The sequence below is a fragment of the Janthinobacterium aquaticum genome (assembly GCF_009208565.1).
Taxonomy (GTDB): domain Bacteria; phylum Pseudomonadota; class Gammaproteobacteria; order Burkholderiales; family Burkholderiaceae_D; genus Janthinobacterium.
Genome location: NZ_WFLK01000004.1, coordinates 190,242 through 215,318 on the forward strand (window position 1 = coordinate 190,242; position 25,077 = coordinate 215,318).

At 61.6% G+C, this 25,077-nt stretch carries 20 protein-coding genes and 1 tRNA gene; 13 read left to right on the forward strand and 8 right to left on the reverse strand.

Translation table 11 applies throughout. The features are described 5' to 3' along the window. Nucleotides 1–13: 13 nt before the first annotated feature. Entirely contained in the window at nucleotides 14–1,003 is a 990-nt protein-coding gene (locus GCM43_RS08640; RefSeq protein WP_226929400.1) for a quinone oxidoreductase family protein, read from the forward strand. 69 nt (nucleotides 1,004–1,072) lie between these two features. On the opposite strand, the gene GCM43_RS08645 is transcribed toward GCM43_RS08640, so the two are convergent. Next, the gene (locus GCM43_RS08645; RefSeq protein WP_152243222.1) at nucleotides 1,073–1,699 is read right to left on the reverse strand and encodes a DUF4136 domain-containing protein; all 627 of its coding nucleotides are present in this window, start codon (nucleotides 1,697–1,699) and stop codon (nucleotides 1,073–1,075) included. 200 nt (nucleotides 1,700–1,899) lie between these two features. Between GCM43_RS08645 and pepN the strand changes: the two genes are divergently transcribed. The 11 genes from pepN (at nucleotide 1,900) to GCM43_RS26375 (ending at nucleotide 15,606) form a co-directional block, all read left to right on the forward strand. Then, nucleotides 1,900–4,551 carry an aminopeptidase N gene (gene pepN, locus GCM43_RS08650; protein WP_152243224.1) on the forward strand — a complete coding sequence of 884 codons (2,652 nt, stop codon included), beginning with the start codon at nucleotides 1,900–1,902 and terminating at the stop codon, nucleotides 4,549–4,551. A 213-nt stretch (nucleotides 4,552–4,764) separates the two neighbouring features. Beyond that, the gene (locus tag GCM43_RS08655) at nucleotides 4,765–5,766 is read left to right on the forward strand and encodes a class 1 fructose-bisphosphatase (protein WP_152243226.1); all 1,002 of its coding nucleotides are present in this window, start codon (nucleotides 4,765–4,767) and stop codon (nucleotides 5,764–5,766) included. 81 nt (nucleotides 5,767–5,847) lie between these two features. Continuing rightward, a tRNA-Thr gene (locus GCM43_RS08660) sits at nucleotides 5,848–5,923 on the forward strand. Nucleotides 5,924–6,157: 234 nt separating this feature from the next. After that, complete coding sequence (locus GCM43_RS08665; protein ID WP_152243228.1) at nucleotides 6,158–6,883, forward strand: hypothetical protein; 726 nt, start codon at nucleotides 6,158–6,160, stop codon at nucleotides 6,881–6,883. 190 nt (nucleotides 6,884–7,073) lie between these two features. After that, nucleotides 7,074–8,039 carry a diacylglycerol/lipid kinase family protein gene (locus tag GCM43_RS08670; RefSeq protein ID WP_152243230.1) on the forward strand — a complete coding sequence of 322 codons (966 nt, stop codon included), beginning with the start codon at nucleotides 7,074–7,076 and terminating at the stop codon, nucleotides 8,037–8,039. Between the two features lie 11 nt (nucleotides 8,040–8,050). After that, nucleotides 8,051–8,482: a hypothetical protein gene (locus tag GCM43_RS08675; protein ID WP_152243232.1), complete on the forward strand. Its 432-nt coding sequence runs from the start codon at nucleotides 8,051–8,053 to the stop codon at nucleotides 8,480–8,482. A 126-nt stretch (nucleotides 8,483–8,608) separates the two neighbouring features. After that, nucleotides 8,609–9,163, forward strand: a complete 555-nt coding sequence (locus GCM43_RS08680; protein WP_152243234.1) for a type 1 glutamine amidotransferase domain-containing protein — start codon at nucleotides 8,609–8,611, stop codon at nucleotides 9,161–9,163. Nucleotides 9,164–9,600: 437 nt separating this feature from the next. Beyond that, on the forward strand, nucleotides 9,601–9,942 hold the full coding sequence (locus tag GCM43_RS08685) for a thioredoxin family protein (protein WP_152243236.1): 342 nt from the start codon (nucleotides 9,601–9,603) through the stop codon (nucleotides 9,940–9,942). Next, nucleotides 9,939–10,937: a hypothetical protein gene (locus GCM43_RS08690; protein WP_152243238.1), complete on the forward strand. Its 999-nt coding sequence runs from the start codon at nucleotides 9,939–9,941 to the stop codon at nucleotides 10,935–10,937. Before GCM43_RS08685 ends, GCM43_RS08690 begins: the two co-directional genes overlap by 4 nt. 27 nt (nucleotides 10,938–10,964) lie before the next feature. Continuing rightward, complete coding sequence (locus GCM43_RS08695) at nucleotides 10,965–12,737, forward strand: ABC transporter ATP-binding protein/permease (RefSeq protein ID WP_152243240.1); 1,773 nt, start codon at nucleotides 10,965–10,967, stop codon at nucleotides 12,735–12,737. Nucleotides 12,738–12,762: 25 nt separating this feature from the next. After that, nucleotides 12,763–15,606, forward strand: a complete 2,844-nt coding sequence (locus GCM43_RS26375) for a TonB-dependent receptor domain-containing protein (RefSeq protein WP_152243242.1) — start codon at nucleotides 12,763–12,765, stop codon at nucleotides 15,604–15,606. A gap of 16 nt (nucleotides 15,607–15,622) precedes the next feature. On the opposite strand, the gene GCM43_RS08705 is transcribed toward GCM43_RS26375, so the two are convergent. The 7 genes from GCM43_RS08705 to GCM43_RS08735 all read right to left on the reverse strand — a co-directional run bounded on the left by GCM43_RS08705 (nucleotide 15,623) and on the right by GCM43_RS08735 (nucleotide 24,116). Next, nucleotides 15,623–16,528, reverse strand: a complete 906-nt coding sequence (locus tag GCM43_RS08705) for a helix-turn-helix domain-containing protein (RefSeq protein ID WP_152243244.1) — start codon at nucleotides 16,526–16,528, stop codon at nucleotides 15,623–15,625. A gap of 60 nt (nucleotides 16,529–16,588) precedes the next feature. Then, the gene (locus GCM43_RS08710; protein ID WP_152243246.1) at nucleotides 16,589–17,452 is read right to left on the reverse strand and encodes a hypothetical protein; all 864 of its coding nucleotides are present in this window, start codon (nucleotides 17,450–17,452) and stop codon (nucleotides 16,589–16,591) included. Continuing rightward, nucleotides 17,449–17,784 (reverse strand): thioredoxin, encoded by a 336-nt coding sequence (trxA, locus tag GCM43_RS08715; protein ID WP_152243248.1) that lies wholly within the window; start codon nucleotides 17,782–17,784, stop codon nucleotides 17,449–17,451. Before trxA ends, GCM43_RS08710 begins: the two co-directional genes overlap by 4 nt. A gap of 58 nt (nucleotides 17,785–17,842) precedes the next feature. Further along, on the reverse strand, nucleotides 17,843–18,826 hold the full coding sequence (trxB, locus tag GCM43_RS08720) for a thioredoxin-disulfide reductase (RefSeq protein WP_152243251.1): 984 nt from the start codon (nucleotides 18,824–18,826) through the stop codon (nucleotides 17,843–17,845). Between the two features lie 2 nt (nucleotides 18,827–18,828). After that, nucleotides 18,829–20,301: a metalloprotease TldD gene (tldD, locus tag GCM43_RS08725; protein WP_152243253.1), complete on the reverse strand. Its 1,473-nt coding sequence runs from the start codon at nucleotides 20,299–20,301 to the stop codon at nucleotides 18,829–18,831. Nucleotides 20,302–20,331: 30 nt separating this feature from the next. Continuing rightward, nucleotides 20,332–21,735, reverse strand: a complete 1,404-nt coding sequence (locus GCM43_RS08730; RefSeq protein ID WP_152243255.1) for a TldD/PmbA family protein — start codon at nucleotides 21,733–21,735, stop codon at nucleotides 20,332–20,334. 500 nt (nucleotides 21,736–22,235) lie between these two features. Further along, a complete protein-coding gene (locus GCM43_RS08735; RefSeq protein ID WP_152243257.1) occupies nucleotides 22,236–24,116 on the reverse strand; it encodes an amidohydrolase in 1,881 nt (626 codons plus the stop codon). Between the two features lie 256 nt (nucleotides 24,117–24,372). Here GCM43_RS08735 and GCM43_RS08740 point away from each other — a divergent pair, with 256 nt between their 5' ends. Then, nucleotides 24,373–25,074 (forward strand): YoaK family protein, encoded by a 702-nt coding sequence (locus GCM43_RS08740; RefSeq protein ID WP_152243259.1) that lies wholly within the window; start codon nucleotides 24,373–24,375, stop codon nucleotides 25,072–25,074. Nucleotides 25,075–25,077: the final 3 nt, after the last annotated feature.

Sequence of the window (25,077 nt, forward strand, 5' to 3'; positions counted from 1 at the left end):
CAAGGAGTAGGCAATGAGTGAGTTGATCAGTACCAAGGCCATCCGTATGCACCGTACCGGCGGCCCGGAGGTGATGGAGTATGTCGATGTGGAACTGGCGCCGCCCGGCCCCGGCGAAGCGCGTGTCCGGCACGAGGCAATCGGCCTGAACTTTATCGATGTCTATTTCCGCACCGGCCTGTATCCGCAGCTGCTGCCAGGCGGCCTGGGCGTGGAAGGCGCCGGCATTGTCGAGGCGGTGGGTGAGGGCGTGACGGAAGTCAAGGTGGGCGACCGCGTTGCCTATGCGGCGCGCATCAATGGCGCCTATGCGCAGCAGCGCAATATTCCGGCCAATCTGCTGCTGGCGCTGCCCGAACGTATCGGCTTCGATACGGCTGCCGCCATGATGCTGCAGGGGCTGACGGTGCAATACCTGTTTCACCGCACAGTTGCGCTCAAGGCCGGCGACACCATTTTGTTCCATGCAGCAGCGGGCGGCGTCGGGCTGATCGCCTGCCAGTGGGCCAAGGTGCTGGGCGTCAACCTGATCGGCACCGTGGGCTCCGATGAAAAAGCCGCGCTGGCCAGCGCGCATGGCGCTGCCCATGTAATCAACTACAACAAGGAAAATTTTGTCGAGCGCGTGCGCGAGATTACCGGCGGCAAAGGCGTCTCGGTGGTGTACGACTCGATCGGCAAGGATACCTTTACCGGCTCGCTCGACTGCCTGGCGCCGCTGGGCATGATGGTCAGCTTCGGCAACGCCTCCGGTCCGGTACCGCCATTTTCGCTGACCGAACTCGGTTCGCGCGGCTCGCTGTTCATTACCCGCCCGTCGCTGTTCAGCTATGCCAGCAACCGCAGCAATCTCGAAGAGATGGCTGCCTCGCTGTTCGGCGTGGTCAGCAGCGGTGAAGTGAAAGTCGATGTGCACCAGCGCTACCGGCTCGACGAGGTGGCGCGCGCCCACACGGAACTGGAAGCGCGCAAGACCACCGGTTCGAGCATTCTGCTGCCTTGAACCTCAAGCTGGCAGGCGAAAAAAAAAGCTGACATCGCTGTCAGCTTTTTTTATTGCTCGTGGTGAGAATTACTCTACCTTGACTTCGACCTGGCGCGGCACGCCGCTACGGCCTGGAAAGTCGGCAAAGGCGCTGGCCACCATGGCCGGCATCACTTGTGGCGTGGCGCGTTTGGTGCTGGCCGAATGCACGGTCACGTCATACAGTTTCTTGCCATTGCGCTCGTTGATGGTGACACGCAGGTCGCGCTCGAATTTGTGGCGCACCGATTCTTCCACTTCCATCGGGCCGCCCCAGAACGGGCTGTAGCCAAAGCGGCCATAGCCGGGCCAGGCGCCATAACGATAGCCGTAGCGGCCAGGCCAGTAGCCGGGGCCGTACCAGAACGGGTCGGTGGCCTGCAGCACGCGCTCGGGCACATCGGTGGTGGAAAAGCGCATCGATACGCGCAGCTTGGCACTGGCCGGGCCTGACGCTTCGCCAAAGCCCTGCTTGGCCAGTTCGTTGCGCACCAGGTTTTGATAGCTGCGGTATTCCAGCGTGTCTTCCTGCGCCGCTGGCGTTTCGAACACATAGGATTTGTCATTCAGCTGCGCCGGCCAGTCATGGAAGGCCGTCACATCGCTGCGGATGGTGGTGGCGCAGCCGGTCAGCATCACGGTCAGCGCGGTAAATACAATAGCCAGGGTTTTCATGCCTTGCTCTCCTCAATTAAAGACGCAATTGTTCGACTGTCAGTTTAAGGGTACGCCACGCTACGGCAATTGACTATTACAGAATGTTACCCGCTGTGTTAGCTGGCAAGCATATGTGACCAAATAGGCGCCAATTCATCCCGGCACCGGGCCGGTATTGGTAAAATAGGCCTTTATCCGGCTCTCATTTCACTATCACTATGCGCACAGACAGCCCTCAGACGATTTACCGCAAGGATTACACCCCTCCCAGTTTTCTGGTTGACAGTGTTGAACTTGGTTTCGATCTCGACCCCGCCCGCACGATAGTGGCGAGCCGGATCCGCATGCGTCACAACCCGGCCAGCAGCAGCCGCAGCATCGAGCTGCATGGCGAGCATATCGAACTGGTGCAGGTACGCCTGAACGGTAAAGTCTTGAAACCTTCGCAATACAAGCTGACGGCCAGCACCCTCACCATCCCGAAAGCGCCCGACGAAGTCGAACTCGACATCGAGACCATTCTGGCGCCGCAGGACAATACCTCGCTGTCCGGCCTGTACGTGTCTAACCATAACTTCTTTACGCAATGCGAAGCCGAGGGTTTCCGCCGCATCACTTTCTTCCCGGACCGCCCGGACGTCATGGCGCGCTACACCGTGATGCTGCGCGCCGACAAGGCCAAGTACCCGGTGCTGTTGTCGAACGGCAATTTGATCGAAGAGGGCGACCTCGGCGACGGCCGCCATTACGCCAAATGGGAAGATCCGTTCAAGAAGCCGTCCTATCTGTTTGCGCTGGTGGCCGCCAAGCTGGTGTGCCAGGAAGAGCATTTCAAGCTGGCCGATGGCCGCACCGTGCTGCTGCAGGTATGGGTGGAAGAGGGCAACCTCGACAAGACTGACTACGCCATGCAGTCGCTGAAAAACTCCATCCGCTGGGATGAAGAGCGCTTCGGCCTGGAGCTGGACCTCGACCGCTTCATGATCGTGGCCGTCGGCGACTTCAATATGGGCGCGATGGAAAACAAGGGCCTCAATATCTTCAACACCAAATACGTGCTGGCCAACCCGCGCGTGGCCACCGATGTCGACTATGCCGGCATCGAGGCGGTAGTCGGCCACGAGTATTTCCATAACTGGACCGGCAACCGCGTGACCTGCCGCGACTGGTTCCAGCTGTCGTTGAAAGAAGGCCTGACGGTGTTCCGCGACCAGGAATTCTCGGCCGACATGATTGGCACCGACACCGGCCGCGCCGTAACCCGCATCGACCAGGTGCGCACGCTGCGCCAGGCGCAGTTCCCGGAAGACGCCGGCCCGATGGCCCACCCGGTGCGCCCCGATTCTTTCGTTGAAATCAATAACTTCTACACCGTCACCATCTACGAAAAAGGCGCCGAAGTCGTGCGCATGTATCAGACCCTGGTGGGCCGCGAGGGTTTCCGCAAGGGCATGGACCTGTACTTTGCGCGCCACGACGAGCAGGCGGTGCAGTGCGACGACTTCCGCGCCGCCATGGCCGACGCCAACGACCGAGACTTCCAGCAGTTCGAGCGCTGGTACAGCCAGGCTGGCACGCCGGTGGTGAAAGCCGCCTCGCAGTACGATGCCGCCGCCCAAACCTTTACCCTGACGCTGTCCCAAAGCTGCCCGGCCACGCCTGGCCAGCCTCAGAAACTGCCGTTCCATATTCCTGTGACGGTAGGCCTGCTGGGCGCCGATGGATGCGACCTGTCATTGATTGTCGATGGCGTGGCGGCCGAGACCAACAGCGTGGTGCTGGAACTGACCCAGGCCGAGCAGACCTTTGTGTTCGCGCAAGTAAAAGAAGCGCCAGTGCCCTCGCTGCTGCGCGACTTTTCCGCACCGGTGGTGCTGCAGTACGACTACAGCGATGCGCAGTTGCTGCATCTGTTCCGCCACGACAGCGACCCGGTCAACCGCTGGGAAGCGGGTCAGCGCCTGGCCATGGCGCGCCTGCTGAAACTGACTGCCGCCCACGCAGCAGGCGAAACCCTGTCGCTGGACGACACCTTTATCGAGGCCCAGCGCGCCTTGCTGGCAGACGATACGCTCGATGCGGCCTTCCGCGAGCTGGCCTTGATTCTGCCGTCCGAAACCATTATTGCCGAGCAACTGGCCCAGGTCGATCCGCATGCCATCCACGCGGCGCGCCAGTTCATGCGTCGCACCATCGCCGAGGCGCTCAAACCCGAACTGCTGGCGCAATACCACGCCAACCTGACGCCCGGCGACTACAGCCCCGACGCGCTGTCGGCCGGCAAGCGTGCGCTGAAAAACCTGGCGCTGGCCTATCTGCTGGTGGCGCCTGGCAAGGAAGAGCTGGCGCTGGCCCAGCAGCAGTTCGACAGCGCCGGCAATATGACCGACCGCGCCGCCGCGCTGGTCGCGCTGATCCATTCGGGCGATGAAGCTGCTGCGCAGGCCGCACTGGCTGATTTTTACCGCGATTTCAGCGGCGAAGCGCTGGTGGTCGACAAGTGGTTTGCCATGCAGGCCGCAGCGCCAACCACCGATGTGGCTGCCGTGCGCCAGCTGATGACGCATCCGGCCTTTACGCTGAAAAACCCGAACCGCGCGCGCAGCCTGATCTTCAGCTTCGCCAACGGCAACCCGTCGCAGTTCCATACCCAGGACGGCAGCGGCTACGCCTTCTGGGCCGAGCAGGTGATTGCACTGGACGCCCTGAACCCGCAAGTAGCCGCGCGCCTGGCCCGCTCGATGGACCGCTGGCGCCGCTACGCTCCCGCCTTGCAGGAGCATATGCGCCGCGCCCTCGAACGCGTGGCAGCGAAGAAAAACCTGTCCAACGACGTGATGGAAGTCGTCTCCAAGGCATTATCAAATTAATCGCTGTTGTCGGATTACGCTCATGCATTGCGTAGGTCGGATTAGCAGCGTAGGTCGGATTAGCCGCGCAGCGGCGTAATCCGACAACATTGTTGGCGCATAAACCAACAATGTTGACGTATCAGCCAACATTGCTGGATCAGGCGCAGACCCTGGCCTTTGCCATGGTTTCGAGTAAACGCTCACCATTAAATTAAAACCAAAAGGGAAGTCATGAAACGCATCAGTCTTACGCAGTACCTGGTCGAAGAGCAGCGCTCCAACAATAGCATCCCGGCCGAACTGCGCCTGTTGATCGAAGTCGTCGCGCGCGCCTGCAAGACCATCAGCCACGCCGTCAGCAAAGGCGCCCTGGGCGAAGTGCTGGGCACGGCCGACACCGAAAACGTGCAGGGCGAAGTACAGAAAAAGCTCGACATTATCTCCAACGAAATCCTGCTCGAAGCCAACGAATGGGGCGGCCATCTGGCAGCCATGGCGTCGGAAGAAATGGAATCGATCCATCCGATCCCGAATCGCTATCCGAAGGGCGAATACATGCTGCTGTTCGATCCACTGGACGGCTCCTCGAACATCGACGTCAACGTCTCGATCGGCACCATCTTCTCGGTCCTGAAAGCGCCGGAAGGCATGACCGAGCCGACCGAACAGGATTTCATGCAGGCAGGCACCAAACAGGTCGCCGCTGGCTACGCCGTGTACGGCCCGCAAACCATGCTGGTGCTGACCTTCGGCAACGGCGTCAACTGCTTCACGCTGGACCGTGAAATGGGCTCGTGGGTGCTGACCCAAAGCAATATGCAGATCCCGGCAACGACCAAGGAGTTCGCCATCAACATGTCGAACGCGCGCCACTGGCATCCACCGGTGCAGCGCTACGTCAACGAACTGCTGGCCGGCGACACCGGCCCGCGCGGCACCAACTTCAATATGCGCTGGATCGCCTCGATGGTGGCCGACGTGCACCGCATCCTGAACCGCGGCGGCATCTTCATGTATCCGGCCGACCTGCGCGACACCTCGATGCCCGGCAAGCTGCGCCTGATGTACGAAGCGAACCCGATGGCCTTTATCGTCGAGCAAGCCGGCGGCGCCGCCACCGACGGCCAGCAGCGCATCATGGACATCGCCCCGCACAAGCTGCACCAGCGCGTACCGGTGTTCCTCGGCTCGAAGGACGAAGTAGCCCGCGTCACGGCCTACCACCAGGAGTAAGTGGGGTTTACCCCGAAATTTCAAAAAAGATCGCGTTGACTCTAGCAAATTTTGTGCATTGTTTGTAGAATACGGGTCTTCGCCGCTTTAGCTCAGTTGGTAGAGCAGTTCATTCGTAATGAAAAGGTCGCCAGTTCGATTCCGGCAAGCGGCACCAAGGATTCATCAAAAGACCCGTTTATCTGCAAAGGTAAGCGGGTTTTTTGTTGTCCATGAGGCTCAGAGGTTCGGTCTGTGCTGTCAAGGTTTGTCGTATTCCTCCACCAAAGTGGCTTATTCTGTTGGTCTTCGTCTTCTATCTGGACTTCATGTACAGAAATGCATGGTCTATATTAGTGATAGTACAAATTATGGCTTATCGAAAGAATATTACGCGAAGGAGCATCGCTAGATGGCTACGGTAACTAACTCGAAAATAGAACAATACTACTTTGAGCTCTTTCGGTCCGATTTTGAGCTACCAGCGGGCCATATCAAGTATGACGACAAGCCTGACGTTTTGATTCAAGTTGAAGCAACAGGTAAGACAGTTGGTATTGAAATTACAAATTTTTATCTGCAAGACGGAACCGCGATAACTAGTGAGCAGCGCCAGCGACCTTTGCGAGAAAAGGTGGTGAGGATTGCTCAGCAACTGTACGCCGAAGCAGGCGGGCGCAAGATTGAATTATCAGTTGATTTTTCTCCATTGCATGCTATCTCTGACTGTAAAAAATTAGCTGTTGCCATAGCGGATTTTGCAAAAGCCATCTCTGGAGAAGTTGAAGGTTACACAAATTATTCACCATCTGCAGAGATACCAGAGTTACGCTGGATTTACCATAATGGCAACGAGTATCATAACGCGAAATGGTCAGTGATGCAGTCGTTTGAAGGCGTTCAATTGTGTCCGGCGAGGTTGAGAGAGATTGTAGCTATCAAGGATGAATTAGCCAAAAACTACTGTCTCACAGACTGTCTATGGCTCCTGTTAATAGTTGATTTCATGGATTTGGCTCAGGATCAAGAACTGATTTGGCCGGTGGGAGAGTTTTTAAAGTCGTCCGCTTTTGACCGAATAATTATTTATAAGCCTCAATTTCATCAATTACTAGAAATACATATAGATAGTGTGTAATGGTTACTTGGCAGTTAGTTAATCCGGAATCGTATGGCAAAGCGAATGTCATAAATGTTGAAAAACTATCCGTCCTATGCCAGTTGCACCTGCTGCTCGCCAGCGTACGCTACCGCCCACAGTTCGCATCGATCTTCAAGATACGATACGTGCACCTAACCTCACGTGATAACAACCAGGCGACCCTGCCATGCCAATCAACGCTGCCGCACCCGACGCCCCGTTTTTTATCGCGCTCAACGCCGGTTCCGGCCATAACGAAACCGAGGAGCGGCGTTCGATCATCGAGTCGGTGCTGGGTGGGGCAGGGCGGCGGTTTTATCTGACGGTGATCGATGCACCGGGCACCATCGACGAGATTGCGGCGCGGCTGGCGCGCCAGGCTGCCGACGCTGGCGGCGTGCTGGTGGCTGCTGGTGGCGATGGCACCATCAATGCGGTGGCGCGGCAGGCGATTGCGCATGGTTGTGCGTTCGGGGTGCTGCCGCAGGGGACGTTCAATTATTTTGCCCGCACCCACGGCATACCCGAGGAACTCGATGAAGCGGTGCATGCGCTGCTGGCGTCGACGCTGCAGCCGGTGCAGGTGGGCATGGTCAATGAACGGGTGTTTCTGGTCAATGCCAGCATCGGGCTGTATCCGAAGCTGTTGGAGGAGCGGGAGGTGGACAAGAAACAGTTTGGCCGCAGCCGGCTGGTTGCTGCACTGTCGGCGCTGAAAACCATCCTCAGCCCCCATCGCCGGCTGCGCCTGGTGTTGAATCTGGATGGGAAACTGCAGCGCCTGCGTACGGCGACCTTTTTTGTCGGCAATAACCGGCTGCAGATGGAGCAGATCGGCATTGCCCCGCTCAGCGATGCGCTGGAAGACGGCCATCTGGCTGCCGTGGCGCCGCGCACCAAAGGCAAGCTGGGCATGCTGTGGCTGCTGTTGCATGGCGCGCTGGGCAGGATGGGGCGGCTGGACCAGGCCGACGAACTGGCCACGTTCAGCTTCAAGCAGATGCAGGTCAAGGTGAAAACCCTGTCGCGCCGGCGCAATATCAAAGTGGCTACCGATGGCGAAATCACGCAGCTGAGCAACCCGCTGGAGTTTCGCGTGATGGACAAGCAATTGCTGCTGTTAAAACCAGCCTCGCATAGACCAACTGAATAATTGAGTGTTGCATGCTATCTGACAAACTGATCGACTTTTTCAAGCAGCAGGGCTGGTGGTACCCCGAAGCCAGTGCCGATTATGCGCTGGAGCTGGAACGCTTGAACGTGGATGCCGGCTCGCCGTTCGGCCAGTTTTGCCTGCATGTCGAAGATGGTCCCACCTTCATGTGGCGTGGCAGGGAGATGATGCAGGTGTGCTGGTTTTCCAGGAATACCAACTACCGCCAGGCGCTGGATTTCACGCACAAGACGCTGGGGTTGCCATCGGACTATCTGCCGCTGGACAGCTTTGAAGGTGAAAGCGGCTATTTTTATCACCGTGCCACCGGCCAGGCGCTGGAACTGTCGCTGGGCAGCCAGCTGGACGATTTCAGGCAGGGCAGGCTGGCGCCGCAATGGGCCAGCTTCAACGACTTTCTAGAGCACTATTTTGAGCTTTAGCAAGGGCATTGCCTCTTGGAACAATGAACAGAAAGTGCGTGCGCTCACATAGGCTCGGCCAGCAGCCGGTTATGGTGCTTGTTCACGCATGCCAGCTTGCGCATGCTTCATTTACAAGGAGCAACCATGGCGAACAATACCGACAAACAACTGAACGGCAAACGCATTGCAGTGCTGCTGACGGACGGCTTCGAGCAGGTGGAATACACGGGCCCGCACGATTTTCTCGAAGAGCACGGCGCCGTGCTGACGCTGGTGTCGCCCAAGTGCAAGGGCGAACAGGTACAGGGCATGAACCACAAGGATGAAGGCGACAAGTTCGATGTCGACCTGGCGGTGGCCGATGCGAAAGTGGGCGATTACGACGGCCTGCTGTTGCCAGGCGGCGTGGCCAACCCCGATGAACTGCGCATCGACAAGGCGTCGGTGGCGTTTGTGAAAGCCTTTGCCGAGGCCGGCAAACCGATTGCCGCGATCTGCCACGGGCCGTGGACGCTGATCGATGCGCAAGCCGTCAAGGACAAGCAGATGACCAGCTGGCCCAGCCTGCAGTCCGATTTGCGCAATGCCGGTGCACAGTGGCGCGATGAAGAAGTGGTGGTCGATGGCGCACTGGTGACCAGCCGCAAGCCCGATGATATTCCAGCGTTCAATGCAGCGTTTCTGAAGGTACTGGCATAACAGGGCTTGCCGGATCAGCCCGACCTCGCTGATCCGGCTTGTATCCAGTTAAACGCCGCAAGCTGCGCGGCATCACGCCGGTGCGCCAGTCGCACCGGTCTTCACTGCATCTTCCCGCCATCAATACCCGCCAGCGGACCTCTTGGGACCGCAAGCAGCGCCGGCCATGCGCCCGATAGCGCTGTCACGCTGTAAAACCCCACCCATCCTCCCGTCCTGAGCCTTTACGGCGCCAATTGACCGTGGTTTTCCATGCAAAACGGCTGGCGCGCCATCGCACGCCCTGTTGTTTGCACTGTCAGGCAAAAACGAGGGTTCTGTCGAGCCATCGCCGGTTCACGCAGGTCATATGCTTGTCACATTAGATAATTGATTGATCGGCGCACTTGACGCCATGATCGATTACCCCAGTACCCATTACCGCAAGGACTATAGATATGACCGAGCAAATTACCCTTGTCACCGATGCGAACTTCGAGGCCGAAGTGGCGCACAGCGAGGTTCCCGTTCTGATTGATTTCTGGGCGCCCTGGTGCGGCCCGTGCATGACGCTGCTGCCGACCCTGCAGGCCCTGGCGCCGATGTATGAAGACAGTCTGAAGATTGTGAAGGTCAATATCGACGAGTCGCCTGAACTGGCTGACAAATTCAATGTTCGAGGCATCCCCTACCTGTTATTGACCCGGCAAGGCAAGGCCGTGACTACTTTGCACGACCGCAGCCGCACGCGCCTGGCCAGCGAGATCGACGCCTTTCTCGACCAGGATGGCGAAGCATGAGCGGCGCCACGCATTACTGCGCCTTCCGGGGCGAACCGGCACGCAAGAGCGAGATGGTCGAGCGGGTCCGCGCCAAATGGTCGCAAGGACAGGTGTTTCCGCTGGCTTATCTGAAGTGGCGTACCGATGGCGGCATGGTAACGATGTCGGGCATCCTCGCTGAAACCCAGGATCCGGAGCAGTTCATCGAACGCACCGGCCTGCCGCTCGAACTGGCGATCCTGTGCGAGGGCGTGGTTTATTCGGGCGTCGAGTTCAGCGAGGACGAGAACGGGCCGTGGGGCATGTCCATGCAAGGCAGCGTACCGATCCTGGCGTTTGCCATGGAGTGGCTGGACGCCATTGCGGTGGGTGCGGATCTGGGCGGCGTGGTGCCGCGCTTCATGCACAGCTTCCTGGCCAGCGTGCTGGCGCCCGATTTCGCCATGGCGGCTCACCTGTCACCTGCCGTGCGCAGCTGTGCCGAGCGGATTTCAGGCTTGTGGACGCGCGAGATGGACGGCGTGGCGGTGGCGCCCAAGGAATGGCGCAGCGTGCGGGCCGATGCGATGCGGGCGTCCGAAGGTCATGGCGATCCGTGGAGCTACAGCTTGGCCGAGCTGGTCGAATCGTTGGCCTGGCCCGCACGCGGGCTGGCGCCGGAATTCGTGCCGATCTTCCAGGTTTTCATGAAGGACTGGCGCCAGTTTCTGGCTGCGCCTTATCTCGGCATTGAAGACCGGGAGATCCAGATGCAGTCGCTGATCGGCCTGTGCGAGGTCAATCGTGCCATGCGCGATCCTGAACTGGCGGAGTTGCCCATCGAAACCCTGCTGGAGCGCAGTCCGCACACCAAAGACGCAGTGCTGGCGTCGATGCAACCCGAGATGCAAGCGCGTCTCAAGGCAGCCAAACAGCAAGCCCAGCCGGAATCGGACCGCGTGCTGCGCCAGCTGATGGACGTGTTGCGCGGGCTGATCGAGGCCGCCGGCCAGCCCAGGTCTAACCTGGCATGAACGCACTTACAGCAAGGGAAATTTCGCATGACTGACGTTGCCATTACCGATCCTTCTGCAGAGGAAGCGGTCAAGACCGAGATGCCGCTGGAAAGCACCGGCAAGTCCTTGCGCGCCGACATACGCTATGGTGCGTCGCTGGTCGTGCAGTACGTCAAGGCCGAACCACTGGCGGGTTCGCTCCTGATTGCCTACCAGTTCGCCCACAGCGGGCTGGCCATGTCTTTCTTCCTGAAGATGCAGCTGGCCTTTGCGGACATCGTCAACGCGCTGGCCGCCCGCAATGGTGCGGTCATTCCAGGCATTATCACCCAGATCCTGCTGTTTGCCGTCGTCACCACGGTGCTGGGCGCCATCGGTACCTGGTCGCGCCTGTCGTTGCGCATGCGCATGCGCCGCGTGCTGACCACCACGCTGCTCGACCGGTGGTTGAACGACAACCGTTTCTTCCACCTCGAACGGCGCGCCCGCATCGACTATCCGGAACAGCGTATCCAGGAAGATATCTTCCAGTTTGTCGACAAGCTGACCCAGATCGGCGTAGCCGTGCTGGGTTCGTTCTTTGGCGTGCTGCTCTACACCTCCGAGCTGTGGCGCCTGTCGCCGCCGATCGCGGTGCCGGCCATCGGCGTGACGCAGCCGATCCCAGGCCTCTTGGTCTATCTCGCCTTTATCTTTGCAGTGGCGATGACGATGCTGGTGCACTGGGTGGGCGCGCTGCTGACGCGTGCCGAGGTGGTGCGGCAGCGGCTCGAAGCGCAGTTCCGTTCCGAGATGCACGCGGTGCGGGCAAACGGCGAATCGATCGCCTTTGTCCGCGCGGCGCCGCTTGAACGCCGGCGCCTCGCCGACACCTTCGCGCTGATCGTACTGAACTGGCGCACCTATACCGTGGCCAACATGCGCATCACGATTTCCACCGCGCTGCCCGACCTGCTGCTGATGTTGATGCCCTACCTGCTGTGCATTCCGTTCGTGCTCGACGGGCGCATGCAGATCGGCCATATCCAGATCGTGTCGGCCGCCTTCAGCCAGGTCTATAACGGTATCGGTGCCCTGGTGACGCAATATGCCGAGCTTGCCATCTGGCGCTCGTCCATCGCCCGTTTGCGCCTGTTCGACGAAGCGCTGTCGCAGCCCGTGAGCAGCGATATCGTGATCAGCGAAAGTGCTGCACCGCGTATTGCCGTGCGTGATCTGAAGATCGCCTTTCCCGATGGCACGCCGATGGTGGCGCTTGATGGACTGGCGATCGAGGCCGGCGCGCGCGTGCTGGTGCAGGGCACCTCCGGCGCGGGCAAAAGCACGCTGCTGCGCAGCATCGCCGGGCTATGGCCGTATGGCGGTGGCGCCGTGGAGCTGCCCGCCAACGCCAATATCGCCTTTTTGCCTCAGCGCAATTACATGCCTGACGGCACGATCGCCGGCTTGATGGCTTATCCGCATGGGCCCGATCACTACCCGGACGAGCAGTACATCAGCCTGCTCATTGCCCTGGGTCTGGAGCGCCTGCTGCCGCACTTGCACAGCTTCCAGCCGTGGAGCCGGATTCTGTCACCGGGCGAGCAACAGCGCATTGCGGCCGCGCGGGCGATTCTCAGCCAACCCGACTTCCTGTTCATCGACGAAGGTACAAGCGCACTCGATGCCCAGTCAGAAGCGAAGGTCTACCAGACCATCGTTGAGCGTCTGCCCAAAGCGGCGCTGATCTCTGTGGCACACCGCGAAAGCGTGGCGCCATTTCACCAGCAGCTTCTCAGACTAGAGAAGGGCAGGGCCAGCCTCTCACCACTCGGTTAACTTTTATCATTAAGAGGTACAGCAGATGAAGTTTGACGTTACAGGCGCACGTTTCCGTACATTGATGGGCTTGGGCAACCTGGCCATGGGGATGTCCTTATGCAGCATCACGTATGCGCAGGATCAGGTCACCGCAGCCGGACCCCATGCCGACGCCGGCGCCGGCGCGGCCGGCATTCCGCAGATACTGGTGCGCGGCAAGAATACGCTCGATATGGATATCCACCGTAATCGTGACGACATCCAGCCTTACGTGGTATTTGATGCGGAGCAGATTTCCCGCAGTGGCGCGCAAACCATCGAAGGCTTCCTGCAGACCTATCTGCCGATGAATGCACAGCAGAACACGAGCTCGCAACTGGGGCCGCAAACCCAGCCATCGGGCCGGCTCGACCTGCGTGGCCTGGGTGCCAACCAGACCTTGATTCTGCTTGACGGGCGCCGCCTGCCGTCCATTTCCACCGGCGATTCTTTCCAGCAGGCCAGCCTGAACGGCATTTCGCTGTCGCAGATCGAACGCATCGAGATCCTGCCCGCGACAGCGAGCGGCATCTATGGCGGTGGGGCGACCGGCGGTGTGATCAACATCATCCTGAAACGCGAGTATTCCGGTATCGAGGGCGACGTCAGCTATGGCAATGCGACCGATGGTGCCGTGGGCGAATACCGTGTCGGCCTGACAGGCGGCTTTACGCTGGAAGACGGCCGCACACGCGTGCTGTTTTCAGCCACGCATGCCGATGCCGGCGTGCTGCAGTCAAACCGCCGCAGTTTCAACAGCCGGGGTCGACAACTGCAAATGCGCAACGATCCGACCGATACCAGCGTCTTGATGGGCGGCGCCAACATCTGTTCCACCGTTGACGGCTTTACCTGCTCGACCGACCCGCTGCAGCTCAAGAGCGGTGCATCGCTGGGCTCGGCGCTTACCAGCGTTCCCGCCGGCTACACCGGCGCTGCCAGCGATGGCGGCGCGGCACTGGCAGCCAATGCCGGCAAGCTCCAGTTCAACAACACTGCGCTGCCGCTGTGGTCGGCCCCTGAAACGTCGACGTTTGCCTTCAACCCGCGCCGTGAGTTCACGAAAAATATCGAAGGCTATCTGGACTTCGCGCATGACCAGTCTAAAACTTCGCAGACGATGCCGACGCAGAGCCTGCAGTATGTGCCGGCCAGCGCCAGCGTCAATCCCTTCCAGCAGGATGTGCTGTCTTACCTGACCGTGCCCAATGGCCTGGTGCAGCAGCAGGTGGTCAAGAACAGCCGTGCCCATCTCGGGGCGATCATGCGCCTGCCTGCGCACTGGAGCGCGGTGGCGGAATACGGCTGGCTGCGCAACACCACCTCCAGCACCAACAGCACCGCTCTTGGCGCAGCTTCCGAGGCCGCCGACGAAACGCTGCAGGGCGCGGTATTGCGCGATATCGTCGCCTCTCCGCTCAGCAATCCGAACTCGCTGTTTTCGTTCTACAACCAGCGCGGCGAAATGAGCAACACGCTCAAGACCCTGTCCTTGCGCCTGAGCGGCCCGCTGATGAAGCTGCCGGGCGGCGACCTGACGGCCACCGCTTCGCTGGAACAGCGGCGTGAAACCAGCGACAACGCCATCAACTTCAGCGACATTGGCGGCGAGAGCCGGTACACCTGGACGCCTGCTGCCCATCGCAAGGTCGATGCGCAGTATCTGGAGCTGCGCGCACCGATCACATCGCCCGGCACCAAGGTGCCTTACATGCACGCGCTGGAACTGATGGCTTCGGTTCGCCATGATGCCTACCGCACTGATTTTTCGGGTTCGCAGATTCCGGTCGACAGCGCCAACGGGCCGTTCCTGCCGCAGACCGCTTCGGTCAACAGCTTTGGTTCGACCAACAACACACTGGGCTTTCGCTACGCACCGACGCGCGATATCGCCTTGCGCGCCAGCCGTGGCACAGGTTTCCTGCCGCCCGACCTGGGCCAGATCCGCAGTGCGGCGCCAGCCCAGTACACGGCGTTCCTGATCTCCTTGCTGGGTCTGCGCGATCCTGCACGCGGCAATACGCCCATCCCTGCGCCACTGACGGTACTGGCAGGCGGTAACGCTTCGCTCGAGCCGGAAGCGTCGCGCAGCACGTCGCTCGGTGTGGTGATTACGCCGCGCTTCGCGCCGGGCCTGCGCATTTCCCTGGACCATACCGATATCCACAAGACCAATGAGGTCAGCGCGCTGCCGCTGAGCTATATTATCGCCAACGAAGCTGCGTTCCCCGGGCGTGTGGTGCGTGGGCCGAGCTCGGGCGGGCAGCCCGGTCCGATTACGCAGATCGACGCCTCGTCGTTCAATCTGGCCAGCACCCGCCTCAAGGCGGTTGACCTTCAGGCTGAGTACAAGACCAGCAGCGAAACCTTTGGCCATGTGCGCTTCCATGCCGCTGGCACCTACACGCAGGAGCTGAGCCGCAGTGTGCTGGCAAACGACGCGGCGGTGGATCGTGCCGGCTACTCCGATGGACCACTGAAGTGGCGCGGCAACTTCGGCATCGACTGGAGCCCGAACGACAGCTGGAGCGCTGGCTGGAACGCACAGTATTACCACAGCTACCGGATTTGCCAGTCCACCCTGTCGGCGCTGGAATGCCAGTCGTGGGAGAAGTGGCAGGGCGCGAGCAAGGTGCAAAGCCAGCTGTACCACGACGTTCATGTCAGCTATGACTTCGGCACGAAGCAGGGCATGTTGAGCAATACGCAAGCGAGCTTTGCCGTGAACAATGTGTTCAACGACCAGGGGTCGGCGATTGCCAGCGGTGTTGCCTATGTGGTGGGTCCGACGTCGTATACCGATCCACGCGGGCGCCGCTTCTCGCTGTCGCTGCGCAAGCACTTCTGATACGGCGGGATCCTCTTCAGCGCGGCGGGAGGATCCCGTTTTCGGCTCGGTTATTGGCGCGCATCGTTTTGGCCGTGATGCCAAAGCGCGCGCGAAACAGGCGCGAGAAGTGGGACAGGCTGGAAAAGCCGACGTCGTAGGCAATCTGGGAGATGCGCTCTTCGCTGCGCAGCAGCTGGTACTGCGCGGTCACCAGCCTGGTTTCAATGAGCACCGCGCTGAAACTGGTGCCATGGGCCGCGCAGGTGTTGTAGATGGTGCGCACCGAGCACTTCAGTCTTGCCGCGGCATCCTGCGCCGACATGCCGGTCTGCTCGATATTGCGGGCAATAAACCACAGGATTTCGCCCATGCGCCCGCGTGCACGCGGCATCAGCGTGTCCGGCCTGGTGCTGGCGGCCAGTGCGGTGCGCAGCAGGTCGGAGATCATGGACAGGGCCTGGGGCACGGCCACCTCGTCGTCGAGATCCGTGATCAGCTGGGCCAGGCTGGCGATGATCGGGGCGGCAAAGTAGTCTTTGCTGACGTAGAGGTCGGGCAGGATCTGCAAGGTATCCATGAAGTGCCGCAGCGCCCACCAGCCCGGCAAGGTAAGGACCAGCAGGTCCACCTCGCCAGAGCCGGCCAGCGTCATCGGATGCCAGGAGCAGGCAACAAAGATGTCGCCGACCTGCAGCCGGTGGCGATACCCGTGCTGCTCCACGCTCAGTTCGCCGGAACGAAGGAACATCACGTGGGTGCAAAAGTTTCTGCCGTCCGGACCGGTTGTGCCTTCGATGGCGCTGGTAAAGTCGCCCGCAGAGACCTGGTGTACGGTGGCGATGTCACGGCTAACGCTGCTGACACGCCAGCCGTCGCCTTCGCGGGTACCGGGAACGCTGTTGTCGAAGACAGCGGCAATAAACGAAGACTTCACTGACATGCTGTATGTAACCGGCCCGGGGTATCGCCGGACCGCCTCCCTGAGCTCGATACTTTTATCTTACCTGACGAGCCTGTTGGCGTCATCAAGCACTTGCTGTTGCATGGCAGCGCGCCAGATGGCCAGCTTGCCTCTGACACGCGCCTGCCTGGCCAGCGCGCGCTCCCTGATGGCGTGCGTGGCCGGATCCGCATCCCAGCGTCTGTTCATTTCTGCCAGGAACTCTTCATAGTCCGGGTCGCCATCGCCATCCATGCCGAGCGCGATAAACGATTCCTCGTTGATGCGGTCCATGGCGGCCTGGAAGAACGCGACCTCGGCCTCGGTGAACCTGTCGTCGTCAGCGGTTTCGGCCTCTTCCGACAGCTGCGCGTTCCAGGCCCGCATGACGTCCACCACTGCGCCGGGCGACAGTTCCAGGTCCCAGGCCATCGACAGCATCAGGTCGACCACCGGCTCGCTGGCAGGGGTTTCGCGCTGGGCCTGTGTCAGCCTGGTGCGGGCGGCGCGCCAGGTGGACTTGTCGATGGCGGTGGCTAGTGACTGACGCACCAGGCTGACGATGGCGACACAGGCGTCGCGCACCGCACCGGCTTCGACACGCCCGGCGCGGCCATACGCAGGATCGGTCCAGGCCAGCAGCACGGCATGGCGGGCCAACTGGCCCGTTTCGGCGCCGACCGGAATGGCCTCGAGCAGAGCATCGTAAAACGCTGGCGCTGCATCGTCTTCGCCAAAGGCGCCCAGCGACGGCAACAGCCGCACCAGCGCCGGGTGCAGGCCGTAGTCTTGCGAGACCTGTGTCAGGTCGCCTTCGATCGAGGCGCTGGTCAGCCACGCGGCGTACACCGGGCCCTTGCTGCCGATATCGGCTTTCAGGGCCTGCTTGGTGGCTTCGTTGCCAAAGGCGTGGAAAGTGCTCACTGGCCGCCTCCGGTATACGGTTCAAGCAGCGAGGCCAGCTTGCCGCGCGAGACCAGGCCGCTGAAGCGCTCGACCGGCTCGCCCTGCTGGATCAGGATAAAGGTCGGCACGCTTTGCACGCCATAGGTCTCGGCCAGCTGGGGTTCCTGGTCGATATCGACCTTGACGAAGGCGACCTCGCCCTCGAACTCGCGTGCAGCATCTTCCAGCGCAGGCGCCGAGGCCTTGCACGGGCCGCACCAGACGGCGTGGAAATCGATCAGCACAGGAATCGACGAGCGCAGCACGTCTTCCTCGAAGCTGTTGGTGGTGGTAATTTTAAGCAGGGACATGCAGGTATCCTTTACAGGTGGGCGCCGCCCGCCATGCAGGCAGGGCGGCTGGTATAGGTCACCCGGGCTGGCTGATGCCGGCCTGGGTGTCGATCAGAAAATGTTCGGCTTCCAGCGCTGCCATGCAACCCATGCCGGCCGAGACCACGGCCTGGCGGAAGTGCTTGTCCTGCACGTCGCCGGCAGCAAACACACCGGGCACGCTGGTGGCGGTCGAGCCTGGCGTGACCACGATGTAGCCATCTTCGTCCATGACGAGCTGGCCCTTGAACAGGCTGGTCGCCGGATCGTGGCCGATCGCCACGAACAGGCCGTCGAGCGCCAGCTCCGAGGTCTCGCCGCTATCGCGGTGATGCAGGCGCAGGCCCGTGACCTTCTTGCCGTCGCCGAGTACGTCAGCCACTTCGGCGTTCCAGATCGGCGTGATCTTGCCGTTGGCCAGCAGGCGGGCCTGGTTGGTCTTGTCGGCGCGCAGGCTGCCGCGGCGGTGGATCAGATAGACCTGGCTGGCGAAGTTGGCCATATGCAGCGCATCTTCGACGGCGGTGTTGCCGCCGCCTACCACCGCCACCACTTTGTTGCGGAAGAAAAAGCCGTCGCAGGTGGCGCAGGCCGAGACACCCTTGCTGCGGTACAGGCGTTCACTGTCGAGCCCCAGCCAGCGCGCATTGGCGCCGGTGGCGATCACCAGGCTGTCGGCGCTGTAGCGCGCGCCGCCGTCGCCCACGGCGGTAAACGGACGCCGGGACAGGTCGACCTCGACGATGTAGTCATTGATGATCTCGGTCCCGAGATGGCGTGCATGGTCACCCATGCGCGCCATCAGTTCGGGACCCTGCACGCTGGTGTCGCCTGGCCAGTTCTCCACGTCGGTGGTGATGGTCAGCTGCCCGCCCGGTTGCAGCCCTTCGATCAGTACCGGTTCAAGCGCGCTGCGCGAGGCGTAGATCGCCGCCGTGTAGCCGGCCGGGCCGGAGCCGATAATCAAGAGTTTGCTGTGGCGTGCTGTTGTTGATGCCGGTGTTGTTGTGTTTGCTTGCATGATTATCCTTGTGCACCGCCGACAACGACGTTGTCGATTCGAATCGTCGGTTGGCCTACGCCGACCGGTACCATCTGGCCGTTTTTGCCGCATGTGGCGACGCCGCCATCGAGCGCCAGATCGTTGCCGATCATCGAGATCGCTTTCAGCGTCTGGTTCCCCACGCCGATCAGCGTGGCCCCTTCGATCGGCGTGGTCACCTTGCCGTTTTCGATCAGAAACGCCTGTTCGGCCGAAAAGTTGAACTGGCCCGAGGTAATGTCCACGGTGCCGCCGCTGAACTCGACCGCATAGATGCCGTTGCGCACCGAGGCGATGATTTCTGCCGGGTCGTACGCGCCGTTGCCGAGGAAGGTGTTGGTCATGCGCGGCATCGGCAGGTCGGAGTACGACTGGCGGCGGCCATTGCCGGTGGCATTGCAGCCCATCAGCCGGGCGCTGGTCTTGTCCTGCATCAGGCCGACCAGGCGGCCGTTCTCGATCAGCAGATTGCGCTGGCCAGCCACGCCTTCATCGTCCACATTGAGCGAGCCACGCGCGTCAAGCAGCGTAGCGTCGTCGTAGACGTTGACACCGAGGGCCGCGATCTGCTGGCCGATCATGCCGTTAAATACCGATTCACGCTTGCGGTGGAAATCTCCCTCCAGCCCATGGCCAACCGCCTCGTGCAGCAGCACGCCGGGAAAGCCGGCACCCAGGACCACCGTCATCTCGCCGGCCGGCGACGGCTTGGCCGCCAGGTTGGTCAGCGCTATCGAGGTTGCCTTGCGCACCATTTTTTCCAGCCGCTCGTCGGTCAGCTCACTCAGTGCAAAGCGCCCGCCGCCGCCGGCCGCGCCGGTGGTCCGCCTGGCGGCGCTTTCGGCGATCACCGAGATATCGAGGCGCACCAGCGGGCGCACGTCGCCAGCAAGCGTGCCATCGGTGGCCGCTACCAGCATGGTGGCATCCTGCACCGACAGCTGGGCCGAGACTTCGGTAATGCGCGCATCCATGGCGCGCGCCATCCGGTCAAGCCGCTGCAGCAGCGCCACTTTTTCGACGCTGTCCATGCCGCCGGCCGCCTCGATGGCCGGATAGGCCTGGGCGTCACGGGCGGCGCCGGCAATGGCCACGCCACGTCCGGTCGCGCCGGCGTCCAGTCCCTGGGCCTGCATGCTGCGGGCCGCCGCCGTGATGGCGGTAATGGACTTGTTGCTGATGTCGCTCGAATAGGCAAAGGCGGTGTTGTCGCCGTTGACGGCGCGCGCGCCCACGCCTTGCGAAATCGAGAAGGCGGCGCGCGCCACCTTGCTGCGTTCGAGCGACCAGCTATCGCGGGTGGTCAGTTCAAAATACAGGTCGCCATAGTCGGCGCCGCGCGCCCACAGGCCGGACAGGCCGGTTTGCAGCTGTTGGATATCGAGGTCGTTGGCGGCAAGCAGCCTGTCCTGGGCCAGGGCAAGGCGATCGTCAGCGGTCATGGTAATAGGCATGGCAATGGTTCTTTCTGCAAAAGGGTTAGTTCAGCGGCCTGCGATCTGCAGGTCGGGCAGCAGGATCGAGCCGACCCGGATTGCACCCTCGCGGTGCACGTCGGCGCCCACTGCAACGATGTCTTTGAGCATGTCTTGCAGATTGCCCGCCACCGTGAAGCCGTGGACGGGCCGCACCACCAGGCCGTTTTCAACCCAGAAACCGGCCGCCGCCCGCGAATACACGCCGGTGGCCGGATTGCTGCCGCCGCCCATGAAGCCGGTCAGCCACAGGCCGGTGTCCAGCTTGCGCAGCATCGCCACCAGATCGTCGCCCGGTGCGGTGGTGCTGCTGCTCAAGGTCAGGTTGCGCATGCCGCCGGCGTTGCCGGTAGAGGCAAGCCCAAGCTTGCGCGCCATGCGCGTATCCAGAAACAGGCTTTCGACCACGCCGCTGCGCACGATAGCGCGGCGTTTGCCTGCCACGCCTTCGCTGTCAAAGGTGGCGCTGGCCAGGCCAAAGGGCTCGAACGGGTCTTCCTGCAGTGTCAGGTGCGTGGCGGCAAGGTTCTGTCCCAGGGCGTTGGGCAGGAAAGTCAGGCGCTGAAACTGTGCGTTGCCAGTCAACTGGGCGCACAGGTCGCGCACCAGGCTCGAGGCCACTGGCGCATCGATCAGCACCGGCACGCGGCGCGTCGTCAGACCTTCGGCGCCCAGCATGCCGAGCGCCTTGTCGGCAGCGATGCGGCCGATCTCGGCATGGGACAGCAGGCCGTCCAGACGGCGCTCTGCCGAGGCCCAGTGTCCCTGGCGCATGTCTTCGCCACGCTGGGCGATGGTCTGGCACCAGCGCTGCTGGATTGAACTGCTGCCGGTGCGGCAAAAGCCCTGGCTGGTGGCCAGCGCAAAACGCATGTCCTGGCTGGCCGCACCGGCTTCCGACACGCGGATACTGTCACGCGAGGTATTGGCCAGCGCGGCAGCCTCGATGGCCATGGCGGCCTCGGTCAGATCCGCGGCACTCTGGCCGCAGGGCGCGAACAGTGGCACTTCGGGCGTGGTCCATGCCAGGGCGTCGCGCTCGGCCAGGCCGGCCTCCGGGTCCGGTTCCAGCTGGCGCGCCATGGCCGTTGCCTGCTGCACCACCCGGTCGATGGCGCTGCGGCTCAGTGATTCGGTCGATGCAACGCCGGTGCGTCCGTCCGCATACACCGTGATGCGCAGGCTTTGATTGCCTTCGCGCACGGCGGTTTCTACCTTGCCACCGGCAACCGTGAGGGTGATGCCGCCTTGCTCGCTGACCATGGCGATAGCCTCGCTGGCGCCCATGGCTGCGCTGCGTTCGATCGCATAGGCCACGGCCTGGGCAAGATCGCGCTCGCTCTGAAGAAGATAGCCGTCGCCACCCGCGATGGGTGCTGTTCTGGTGGTGTGGCTCGATGCACTGACGCTCATGTAACTTCCTTTGCTTAGCACTGTTTGGTGACCTGTCGGTTCAGCGCGGTGGAGGCAGGGCGCTGTCTATCTGCTGCCCACCCGCTGTCCGTCATATTTGGCCTGTTGACCAATGCTGCAAATATAAAGTGAGCGCCGCCAGCCCGTTGGCTCAGCAGGACCGGGCTTGTTGTCTGAGAGTGCAATCTGGCTTGGCAGCTGTTTGGCAGCTGTTTGGCAGTGGCGGGAGGGACGGTCTGTCTGCAAGGCCGCCAAGTCGAGAATGCCGGTGACATTCGTGGATTCACCCCAACGGCAGAAATGCCGGGGCCGGACCCTGAAGGGCCGACCCCAGAGTCTGCTTATGGGATGAAAAATTGGCTAACCTGGCAGCACTACGGTCTGCCTGCCCAGCGTCTTGTCCGACAGGGTAGAGCCTGTCGGACAAGACGTGGTGGCGTTGAGGATGTTGATGGTGAAACCCGTGAGGGCGTTGTGCTGATAGTACCTGTCAGCGCACCTTAGAAGGCAAAACAGCTGCACCCCAAGGCACCCCAGAAGCCAGAATTGCCTGCCACCGGAATGGCGCTCTTGCGCGCCACGTCGTGCGCATGCTTGTGCACGCCGCACGGACCCTGGCACTGGTGCGGCTGCAGGACGCTGGTTTTTTGCGGCGGCGCGGCGCGGTAATGGCCGGCCACGTTTTTTACCGGCGACCAGTCCGGCAGGACAGGGATCGGTGGCGGCGCCAGTGGCGTAAATTCTGCCTGGCCGTAGACGATCTTGCCGCCCACGATGGTCATCACCGATTCGATCGACTTGATGGCTTCCTCGTCGATGCTGAAAAAGTCTTGGCTCAATACGGCCAGGTCGGCCAGCATGCCTTCCTGAATGCGGCCCTTCTTGTCTTTCTCGTTCGAGAACCAGGCGCTGCCGGTGGTCCACAGTTCCAGCGCGGTGTCGCGCGACAGGCGTGCGCCTGCATCGTACAGGCGCAGGCCGCCCACGGTACGGCCCGATACCAGCCAGTACAGCGCGGTCCACGGGTTGTAGCTGGCCACGCGGGTGGCGTCAGTGCCGGCGCCGACCGGTACACCCGTTTGCAGCATGCGTTGAATCGGCGGGGTCAGCTTGGCCGCTTCTGCACCGTAGCGTTCGACAAAGTATTCGCCCTGGAAAGCCATGCGGTGCTGGATGGCAATGCCGCCGCCCAGCGCCTTGACGCGGTCGATATTTTTCGGCGTGATGGTTTCGCAGTGGTCGAACATCCAGGTCAGGCCGTCGAACGGGATATCGCGGTTGACCTTTTCAAACACGGTCAGCATACGGTCGATCGATTCGTCATAGGTGGCGTGCAGGCGGAACGGCCAGCGTTTCGATACCAGGTGGCGTACCACCTTTTCCAGCTCGTCGTCCATGCCCGGTGCCAGGTCGGGGCGCGGCTCGAGGAAGTCTTCGAAGTCGGCGGCCGAGAACACCAGCATTTCGCCGGCGCCGTTATGGCGGTAGTAGTCGTTGCCCTGGCCAGGCGTGACCATCTCGGTCCACTTTTCAAAGTCTTCCAGCTCGCGGCCTTTGTTCTGGGTGAACAGGTTGTAGGCGATGCGGATCGTCAGCTGGTCGTCGGCGGCCAGCTGGTCGACCACTGCGTAGTCTTCCGGATAGTTCTGGAAGCCGCCGCCGGCGTCGATCGCGCTGGTCAGGCCCAGGCGGTTCAGTTCGCGCATGAACTGGCGCGTGGAGTTCACCTGCAGCTCGCGCGGCAGGGTCGGGCCCTTGGCCAGCGTGGCGTACAAAATCATTGCGTTCGGACGGGCGATCAGCATGCCGGTCGGGTTGCCGGCGCTATCACGCACGATTTCGCCGCCTGGCGGATTGGGCGTGTCCTTGTCGTAGCCCACCACGCGCAGCGCGGCGCGGTTGAGCAGGGCGCGGTCGTACAGATGCAGGATGAAGACCGGCGTGTCCGGTGCGGCCGCATTGATTTCTTCGAGCGTCGGCATGCGTTTTTCGGCAAACTGGAATTCGTTCCAGCCGCCCACCACGCGCACCCATTGCGGGTTCGGTGTGCGCAGCGCCTGTTCCTTGAGCATGCGCAGTGCGTCGGCCAGCGATGGCACGCCTTCCCAGCGCAGTTCCATGTTGTAGTTCAGGCCACCGCGGATCAAGTGCAGATGGGAGTCGTTCAGGCCGGGAATCACGGTACGCCCGTTCAGGTCGATCACGCGGCTGTCCGGCGTGCGGTGGCGCATCACATCGTCAGCGTCGCCGACGGCCAGGAATTTTCCATTGGCAATGGCTACCGCGCTCGCTTGCGGGCGGCTTCTGTCGACGGTATGGAAACGGCCATTCAACAGGATCAGCGGCGCTTCGGCCTTGGTATTGGTGGTTGGTTGGTTCATGATGCAGCTCCATGCTATCAGGTTGAAAGTGGGCCGGCGTGCGCGGCGCGGTGGCGATCAGGGCACGGCTTCGGCAGGCAGTATCACAGCAATGAGTGTAGTGGCAAGCCGGCCTGCCTGCACGGGTCGAAAGACCAGTTGGCTGTAACTGAACCAATGGCGGGTGCGGCAGCGCAAGGCTTGTTCTACCATGGCGACATGCTGCGTCAGGACATGTTCGCTGTCGCATTTTTTTCAGTTTGCAGGAGTCAGTATCATGGATGCAGTACCACCAAACAGCCGTCTGTACGGCCCCAGCCTGGGTTTTCTCGCCGGTTATGTCGACACGCTGGGCTTTGTTGCCCTGTTCGGTCTCTTTACCGCCCACGTCACGGGCAACTTTGTGATGATCGGCATCAGCCTGGCCGATCACAGCAAGATGTCCATCCTGCTGAAATTTCTGGCCTTTCCTGCCTTTATCCTCGGTATTGCCATCACGCGCCTGATGGTATTGTCGGTCGAGCGCAGCAAGGGGCCGGCGCTGACTTATGCATTCGTGATGCAATGGCTGCTGCTGGCCGGCTTCATGTTCTTCGGCTGCCTGGCCGAGCCGATCGGCAAGGATGTGTCGGACATGGCGATGGCCTCGGGCCTGCTCGGTACGGCCGCCATGGGCGTGCACAGCGCCACCAGCCGTTTGCTGCTGGCGCACCTGGCGCCCACGTCGATGATGACCGGTAACGTTACGCAGATGGTGCTCGATACGGTCGATGTGCTGCGCGGCATGTCCGATGGCGCTACCCGGGCGCGCTGCGTGAAGTTCCTGTGGCCGCTGGTTGGCTTTGCCATCGGCTGTATCGCCGCCGCTTTCGCTTATATGGCCTACGGCTTTGCCGCGCTGGCGTTGCCACTGATTATCCTGGGCAGCCTGATCGTGGTGGAACATCGTACTGCGCGCGCAACCGCGCTGGCCAAGTAAGCT